Source organism: Streptococcus mitis, assembly GCF_026782865.1.
GTDB lineage: Bacteria > Bacillota > Bacilli > Lactobacillales > Streptococcaceae > Streptococcus > Streptococcus mitis_CG.
This window is the reverse complement of the sequence record NZ_JAKUXK010000013.1, coordinates 22,792-30,551: the sequence shown is the minus strand read 5'-3', so window position 1 is coordinate 30,551 and position 7,760 is coordinate 22,792. Positions and strand designations below refer to the sequence as shown.

5 protein-coding genes and 1 pseudogene are annotated in these 7,760 nt (G+C 38.7%); all 6 read left to right on the top strand.

Going from position 1 to position 7,760, the window contains the following annotated elements:
• Positions 1–1,232: pseudogene (locus MK482_RS07905) on the top strand (hypothetical protein); the annotation flags it as partial.
• Between the two features lie 167 nt (positions 1,233–1,399).
• Positions 1,400–2,110: a DUF6572 domain-containing protein gene (locus MK482_RS07900; RefSeq protein WP_261088224.1), complete on the top strand. Its 711-nt coding sequence runs from the start codon at positions 1,400–1,402 to the stop codon at positions 2,108–2,110.
• Between the two features lie 523 nt (positions 2,111–2,633).
• Positions 2,634–3,729 (top strand): peptide chain release factor 2 gene (gene prfB / locus MK482_RS07895; protein WP_153220863.1). Its coding sequence is split into 2 segments (ribosomal slippage): positions 2,634–2,705 and positions 2,707–3,729, totalling 1,095 coding nucleotides; the frame shifts between segments, so codons are not numbered across the junction.
• A gap of 17 nt (positions 3,730–3,746) precedes the next feature.
• A complete protein-coding gene (gene ftsE / locus MK482_RS07890; RefSeq protein ID WP_124787748.1) occupies positions 3,747–4,439 on the top strand; it encodes a cell division ATP-binding protein FtsE in 693 nt (230 codons plus the stop codon).
• On the top strand, positions 4,432–5,358 hold the full coding sequence (ftsX, locus tag MK482_RS07885) for a permease-like cell division protein FtsX (protein WP_124787747.1): 927 nt from the start codon (positions 4,432–4,434) through the stop codon (positions 5,356–5,358). Before ftsE ends, ftsX begins: the two co-directional genes overlap by 8 nt.
• 188 nt (positions 5,359–5,546) lie before the next feature.
• On the top strand, positions 5,547–7,727 hold the full coding sequence (locus tag MK482_RS07880) for a PTS transporter subunit IIBC (RefSeq protein ID WP_136937073.1): 2,181 nt from the start codon (positions 5,547–5,549) through the stop codon (positions 7,725–7,727).
• The last annotated feature ends 33 nt before the right edge of the window (positions 7,728–7,760 follow it).

The window sequence follows — 7,760 nt, the reverse complement described above, 5'->3', positions numbered from 1 at the left end:
ATAACATCCAACTTGGGAATGCAGGGGATGCCCATACGAAATCCTATAATCTCATCCGAGATACGCTTTTCATGGGGAATGACAAGCTGTATCATGATGTTGGTAATGTCTTTGTGACGGCGAGTGCCATCATGATTCCCATAGGGCAGACTCAGAGCGTTGTCAAGGGCTTGACTCAGTTTGCGATAGGGGAAGCAGGAGCCTATACAGCGGGTCAGGTAGCCTATCATGGGACTAAGCTCCTAGGTGGAAGTGAGGAAGACGCTCAAACCGCAAACTTTATCGGAAACCTGGTAGGAGGCTATACGGTCTCCTCAGCAGCCAGCAAGTTTAGTCTCAATAAGGTGAAAAATAACTTATCTGAACAAAATTTTTCTAATTATAGAGAGTTTTCAACTAGAAAGATTGGTAACTTCAAGACAAATTTCAAAGATGTTGAAACGAAAATAACTGTTGAGACTCGTAATGCGGCAGGTGAAATTCAGCGTATCCAATTAAAAGCGGTCGGTGTAGATAAAACTGGAAAAATTCGGATTCCGGATTATACAACTGCAAAAGATGGTTTATCCATTAAACGCCAAACAATCCTTGATAATATCGAAAGAAATGGCGGAGTCATTGTTGGTAAGGGGAATGGTAAATTTGTTGGTAGTGTAGAAATTCCAAAGAGAACTCGGATTGATGTAATTAATAGTAGCAACTCAAAAATTAAAAACTTTAAGATGGAGCTGGAAAAAATACAGCGAGCAGATATGTCTAGAAAAATCGTTGATGGTTTGATTAGTACAGAAAAGGGTCAACGTTTAGATCCTTCCAGATATCTTTCACACCAAGAGATAGAGACACATCTAAATATGTTTAAGGATGGAGTTGTAAAGGTTATCAGTAAAGAAGGATTTAATAAATCTGTAATGGAATTTGGTGGGAATATTGGACCAGAAAAGGGACATTATGTAATGCCAAAATTTATATATGATAAAGCTGTATTGGCATCAGATGGGAATCCGAGAGTATTAGAGGAATTACTAGGCTTAGATAGAGGGTATTTAGGTGATTCACCTCTTACTATTAATGTTAAACACCCTAAAAATTTACGTATGCCATCAGGCAATGAGCCAGGTGCTTGGCAAGACCTTTGGGAACCAGGAGGTTTTACAAAGGGAGGTATACCAGAGGCAGTTGTAGATCAATTTAAACCAGGTGATTATACAATAGGAAAGATATTTGAATAGGTGTTTGTATGACAACAGAAATTCAGCAATACAAAAATTGTACGATATTAAAAAACAATAATGATTATCAGATTTTGTGGAGTAGAGGAAAAGAAGTGCTTAACTTTCCCATTAGCCAGGAATTAGCAGAACGTGTTTCAAAATCAGACAAAGATTCTTTAGAAGTAATGTTTTATTGTGAAAATCAACGTTGGCCAAAGAAAGATGAGTTAGAAGATTATAATCAATCGGATACGATTGTACATAGAGGCAATGGATTTATTGTATATGAGACAGACGGCTATTACGAAATTAGCTTCTTTAAAGAAATTGGCGGAGCCATGGGTCCAGAAGTTCGCTATCCTATTACTAAAGAACTGATGGATAAAGCATTTGAATCTTCTAGGGGAGCATATGAAGTCATGATTTATGCTGAAACAGGGCACTGGCCCCTAAAGCAAGACGATATTGATAGAAACTACATACGTAATCACCCTGAAGCTGTTCTACTAAATATAGAAGATAAACGTGAGTTATTTGATGTTAAAGAGTTTAAATCTCTTGTACAAAAGGCTATATCTTCGAAATTAAAGCCAACTGAACTTGATGCAATTGGTACAGTTGATAATCATTTGGAACTTCTTCTAGTAGACCCTCTCGAGTGGCAGGAAGAAATTGAAGCAGTTCATTTGGAACTTCTGCAGGAAAAAATGAACAACTATATCTACTTCCTCGAAAGCAAGCAGTATGTGGCACGATACGGTGATAAGTTTGACAAAAAAGTCATCCATATTACCTTCCAATATTCTCCATCGGATAATGGACTAGCCTTTCTTGCTGCGGTTCAGAAGGTATTACAACTGACGGATATGAGCTTGAAGATAGAATTACCGGAGTAGTAAAGGGAGCGGAAACGCTCTCTTTTTGTGGTATAATTTGACTAGGTTACGAAGGCTTTTGTTAAATAGGTAAAAGTAGCGAACTATTTATGCCAACGATTGACACAAAAGGGCATTCATATGACGATTTTTTTATACGCTATTAAGAAACAGGGAGATTATGAGATAAAAGATCTATGTGTATGAACTGGACTGTACCCCGAAAGTTAGGCATAAAGGATATAACACTTGGGGAATTTCATAATTTAGTTTAATAAAGATGAGGTAACTTAGCAATTTGAGAAAAATTTAGGCCTTGAGTACAGTAAATGAGAATACTTTCACTCTTGTTTATGGTAGAATGATGGTAGCTCATAAAACTTTTTTGGTAACTAGTTCGTTCAATTCTATTTTATTAGAAAATTTTATGAGTTTTTATTGTGCAATTAGATTGTATAATCAAGATAGAAAAAGTCATTAGAGCAAAAAATGGAAAGAAATAAGAGATTATGGTATAATAAAAAGATATAAAAAAGGAGTATTTATGGACATTTCAGAAATTCGTCAAAAAATTGACGCAAATCGTGAAAAATTAGCTTCTTTCAGGGGGTCTCTTTGACCTCGAAGGTTTAGAGGAAGAGATTGCCATCTTGGAAAACAAGATGACAGAACCTGATTTTTGGAACGATAATATCGCGGCCCAAAAAACGTCGCAAGAATTAAATGAATTAAAAAACACCTATAACACCTTCCACAAAATGGAAGAGTTGCAGGATGAAGTTGAAATTTTATTAGACTTTTTAGCTGAAGATGAGTCGGTGTATGAAGAATTGGCTGAACAGTTATCAGAACTTGATAAGATGATGACTAGTTACGAGATGACCCTTCTGTTATCAGAACCTTATGACCATAATAATGCGATTTTGGAAATCCATCCAGGATCTGGTGGTACTGAGGCTCAGGACTGGGGTGATATGTTGCTTCGTATGTACACTCGCTATGGAAATGCTAAAGGTTTTAAAGTAGAAGTTTTGGATTACCAAGCAGGAGATGAAGCTGGTATTAAGTCGGTAACCCTATCCTTTGAAGGACCTAATGCCTATGGTCTTCTCAAGTCAGAAATGGGTGTTCACCGTTTGGTCCGTATTTCACCATTTGACTCTGCTAAACGTCGCCATACCTCTTTCACATCTGTAGAAGTGATGCCAGAGTTGGATGATACCATTGAAGTGGAAATACGTGAAGATGACATTAAGATGGATACCTTCCGTTCAGGTGGTGCTGGTGGACAAAACGTCAATAAGGTTTCAACAGGTGTACGTTTAACACACATTCCTACGGGAACTGTCGTCCAGTCAACAGTCGATCGTACCCAGTATGGAAATAGAGATCGTGCCATGAAGATGTTGCAGGCTAAGCTCTATCAAATGGAGCAAGAAAAGAAAGCTGCGGAAGTTGATTCCCTCAAGGGTGAGAAAAAGGAAATCACATGGGGAAGTCAAATCCGTTCTTATGTTTTCACGCCATATACTATGGTAAAAGATCACCGAACTAGCTTTGAAGTTGCGCAGGTAGATAAGGTTATGGATGGAGACCTAGATGGTTTTATCGATGCCTATCTCAAGTGGAGAATCAGCTAAGATAGAAAGGAACTCACATGTCAATTATTGAAATGAGAGATGTCGTCAAAAAATACGACAACGGAACGACTGCCCTACGTGGTGTTTCGGTAAGCGTTCAACCAGGGGAATTTGTTTACATCGTAGGACCTTCAGGAGCAGGAAAGTCAACATTTATTAGATCTTTGTACCGAGAAGTCAAAATCGAAAAAGGAAGCTTAACAGTAGCAGATTTTAATCTAGTTAAAATCAAGAAGAAAGATATTCCGCTTCTACGTCGTAGTGTTGGGGTGGTCTTTCAAGACTATAAACTCTTGCCAAAGAAAACCGTTTATGAAAATATTGCCTATGCAATGGAAGTTATTGGTGAGAGTCGCCGTAATATCAAAAAACGTGTTATGGAAGTTTTAGACTTGGTTGGATTGAAGCATAAGGTTCGTTCTTTTCCAAATGAACTTTCAGGAGGAGAACAACAACGGATTGCGATTGCGCGTGCTATTGTAAACAATCCCAAAGTATTGATTGCGGACGAACCAACAGGAAACTTGGACCCGGATAATTCATGGGAGATCATGAATTTGTTGGAACGCATCAATCTCCAAGGTACAACTGTCTTGATGGCTACCCACAACAGTCAGATTGTAAATACCTTGCGCCACCGTGTCATTGCCATTGAAAATGGCCGTGTCGTTCGTGACGAAGCTAAAGGAGAATATGGATACGATGATTAGTAGATTTTTTCGTCATTTATTTGAATCATTAAAAAGTTTGAAACGAAATGGCTGGATGACAGTAGCAGCTGTCAGTTCGGTTATGATTACTTTGACACTTGTTGCCTTGTTTGCATCTGTTATCTTTAACACTGCAAAATTGGCTACCGATATTGAAAACAATGTCCGAGTGATGGTATACATTCGTAAGGATGTAGCCGACAATAGTGAGACTATTGTAAAAGAAGGTCAAACAGTAACCAATAATGATTACCATAAGGTATATGATGCTTTGAAAGCTATGCCCACTGTTAAAAGTGTTACCTTCTCAAGTAAAGAAGAGCAGTACCAGAAATTAACTGAAACGATGGGCGATGATTGGAAAGTTTTTGAAGGGGATGCCAATCCACTCTACGATGCTTACGTAGTAGATACAAATACCCCAAGTGATGTCCAAAAAGTAGCTGAAGAGGCTAAAAAAATTGAAGGTGTGTCAGAAGTTCAAGATGGCGGTGCAAATACCCAGCGTCTTTTCCAACTTGCTTCCTTCATCCGTGTTTGGGGATTAGTTATAGCTGGTCTGTTGATCTTTATAGCAGTGTTCTTAATTTCCAACACTATTCGTATTACAATCATTTCACGTAGTCGTGAAATTCAAATCATGCGTTTGGTGGGGGCTAAAAATGGTTATATCAGAGGTCCATTCTTATTAGAAGGTGCCTTTATCGGTTTGTTTGGTGCTGCAATCCCATCAGTTTTAGTTTTCTTTGTTTACAATATGGTTTATCAATCTGTAAATAAATCATTGATTGGACAAAACTTGTCAATGATTACACCAGATATATTTATACCTCTCATGATTGCACTTCTTTTTGTTATCGGTATCTTTATTGGTTCAATTGGATCTGGTATATCAATGAGACGTTTCCTAAAGATTTAATACTATATTTCTTGAAATACTAGAATAATAATGTAAATATAAAAGAGGAAGTGTAAAAACTTTCTCTTTTTTCTCCATTTTTTTTATAAAAGCCTTTACAAAAAAAATTAAAGTGGTATAATTAATACATAGTTAAGTGCAAACGTTTTCGTAAAACGTTTGCCTAAATAAAAATAAAGGAGATTTGAATGATGAAAGATACATTCAAAAATGTCTTGTCTTTCGAGTTTTGGCAAAAATTCGGTAAGGCTTTGATGGTGGTTATCGCGGTTATGCCGGCTGCTGGTTTGATGATTTCAATCGGTAAGTCTATCGTAATGATTAACCCAACTTTTGCACCACTTGTAGTTACCGGTGGAATTCTTGAGCAAATTGGTTGGGGGGTTATCGGTAACCTTCACATTTTGTTTGCCCTAGCAATTGGAGGAAGCTGGGCTAAAGAACGTGCTGGTGGTGCTTTCGCCGCTGGTCTTGCCTTCATCTTGATTAACCGTATCACTGGTACAATCTTTGGCGTATCAGGAGATATGTTGAAAAATCCAGAAGCTATGGTAACAACTCTCTTTGGTGGATCAATCAAAGTTGCTGATTACTTCATTAGCGTTATGGAAGCACCTGCCTTGAACATGGGTGTGTTCGTAGGGATCATCTCAGGTTTTGTAGGGGCAACTGCTTACAACAAATACTACAACTTCCGTAAACTTCCTGATGCACTTTCATTCTTCAACGGGAAACGTTTCGTACCATTTGTAGTTATTCTTCGTTCAGCAATCGCTGCAATTCTACTTGCTGCCTTTTGGCCAGTAGTTCAAACAGGTATCAATAGCTTTGGTATCTGGATTGCCAACTCACAAGAAACTGCTCCAATCCTTGCACCATTCTTGTATGGTACTTTGGAACGTTTGCTCTTGCCATTTGGTCTCCACCACATGTTGACAATCCCAATGAACTACACAGCTCTTGGTGGTACTTATGAGATTTTGACGGGTGCAGCTAAAGGTACTCAAGTATTTGGTCAAGACCCACTATGGCTTGCATGGGTAACAGACCTTGTTAACCTTAAAGGTGCAGATGCAAGTCACTACCAACAATTGTTAGATACTGTTCACCCAGCTCGTTTCAAAGTTGGACAAATGATCGGTTCATTCGGTATCTTGATGGGTGTGATCGTGGCTATCTACCGTAATGTCGATGCTGATAAGAAACATCAATATAAAGGTATGATGATTGCGACAGCTCTTGCAACATTCTTGACAGGGGTTACTGAACCAATCGAATACATGTTCATGTTTGTAGCAACACCTATGTATCTTGTTTACTCACTTGTTCAAGGTGCGGCCTTCGCTATGGCTGACGTAGTAAACCTACGTATGCACTCATTCGGTTCAATCGAGTTCTTGACTCGTACACCTATTGCGATTAGCGCTGGTATCGGTATGGATATCGTTAACTTCGTTTGGGTAACTGTTCTCTTTGCTGTAATCATGTACTTTATCGCAAACTTCATGATTCAAAAATTCAACTACGCAACTCCAGGACGTAACGGAAACTACGAAACTGCTGAAGGCTCAGAAGAAGCTAGCAGCGAAGTGAAAGTTGCAGCAGGTTCTCAAGCTGTAAACATTATCAACCTTCTTGGTGGACGTGCAAACATCGTTGATGTTGATGCATGTATGACTCGTCTTCGTGTAACTGTAAAAGATGCTGACAAAGTCGGTGATGCAGAACAATGGAAAGCAGAAGGAGCTATGGGTCTTGTCATGAAAGGACAAGGAGTTCAAGCTATCTACGGTCCAAAAGCAGACGTATTGAAATCTGATATCCAAGATATCCTTGATTCAGGTGAAATCATTCCTGAAACTCTTCCAAGTCAAATGACAGAAGCGCAACAAAACACTGTTCAATTCAAAGGTCTTACTGAGGAAGTTTACTCAGTAGCAGACGGTCAAGTTGTTGCTTTGGAACAAGTAAAAGATCCAGTATTTGCTCAAAAAATGATGGGCGACGGATTTGCTGTAGAACCTGCAAATGGAAACATTGTATCTCCAGTTTCAGGTACTGTATCAAGCATCTTCCCTACAAAACATGCTCTTGGTCTTGTGACTGAAGCAGGTCTTGAAGTATTGGTTCATATTGGTTTGGACACAGTAAGTCTTGAAGGAAAACCATTTACTGTTCATGTAGCTGAAGGACAAAAAGTTGTAGCAGGTGATCTTCTTGTCACAGCTGACTTGGATGCTATCCGTGCAGCAGATCGTGAAACTTCAACAGTGGTTGTCTTCACAAATGCTGAAGCTATTAAATCAGTTAAATTAGAACAAACAGGTTCTCTTGCAGCTAAAACAGCGGTTGCTAAAGTAGAATTGTAATACACTTGAGGTTGGAAGCTGTTTTCCAACCTC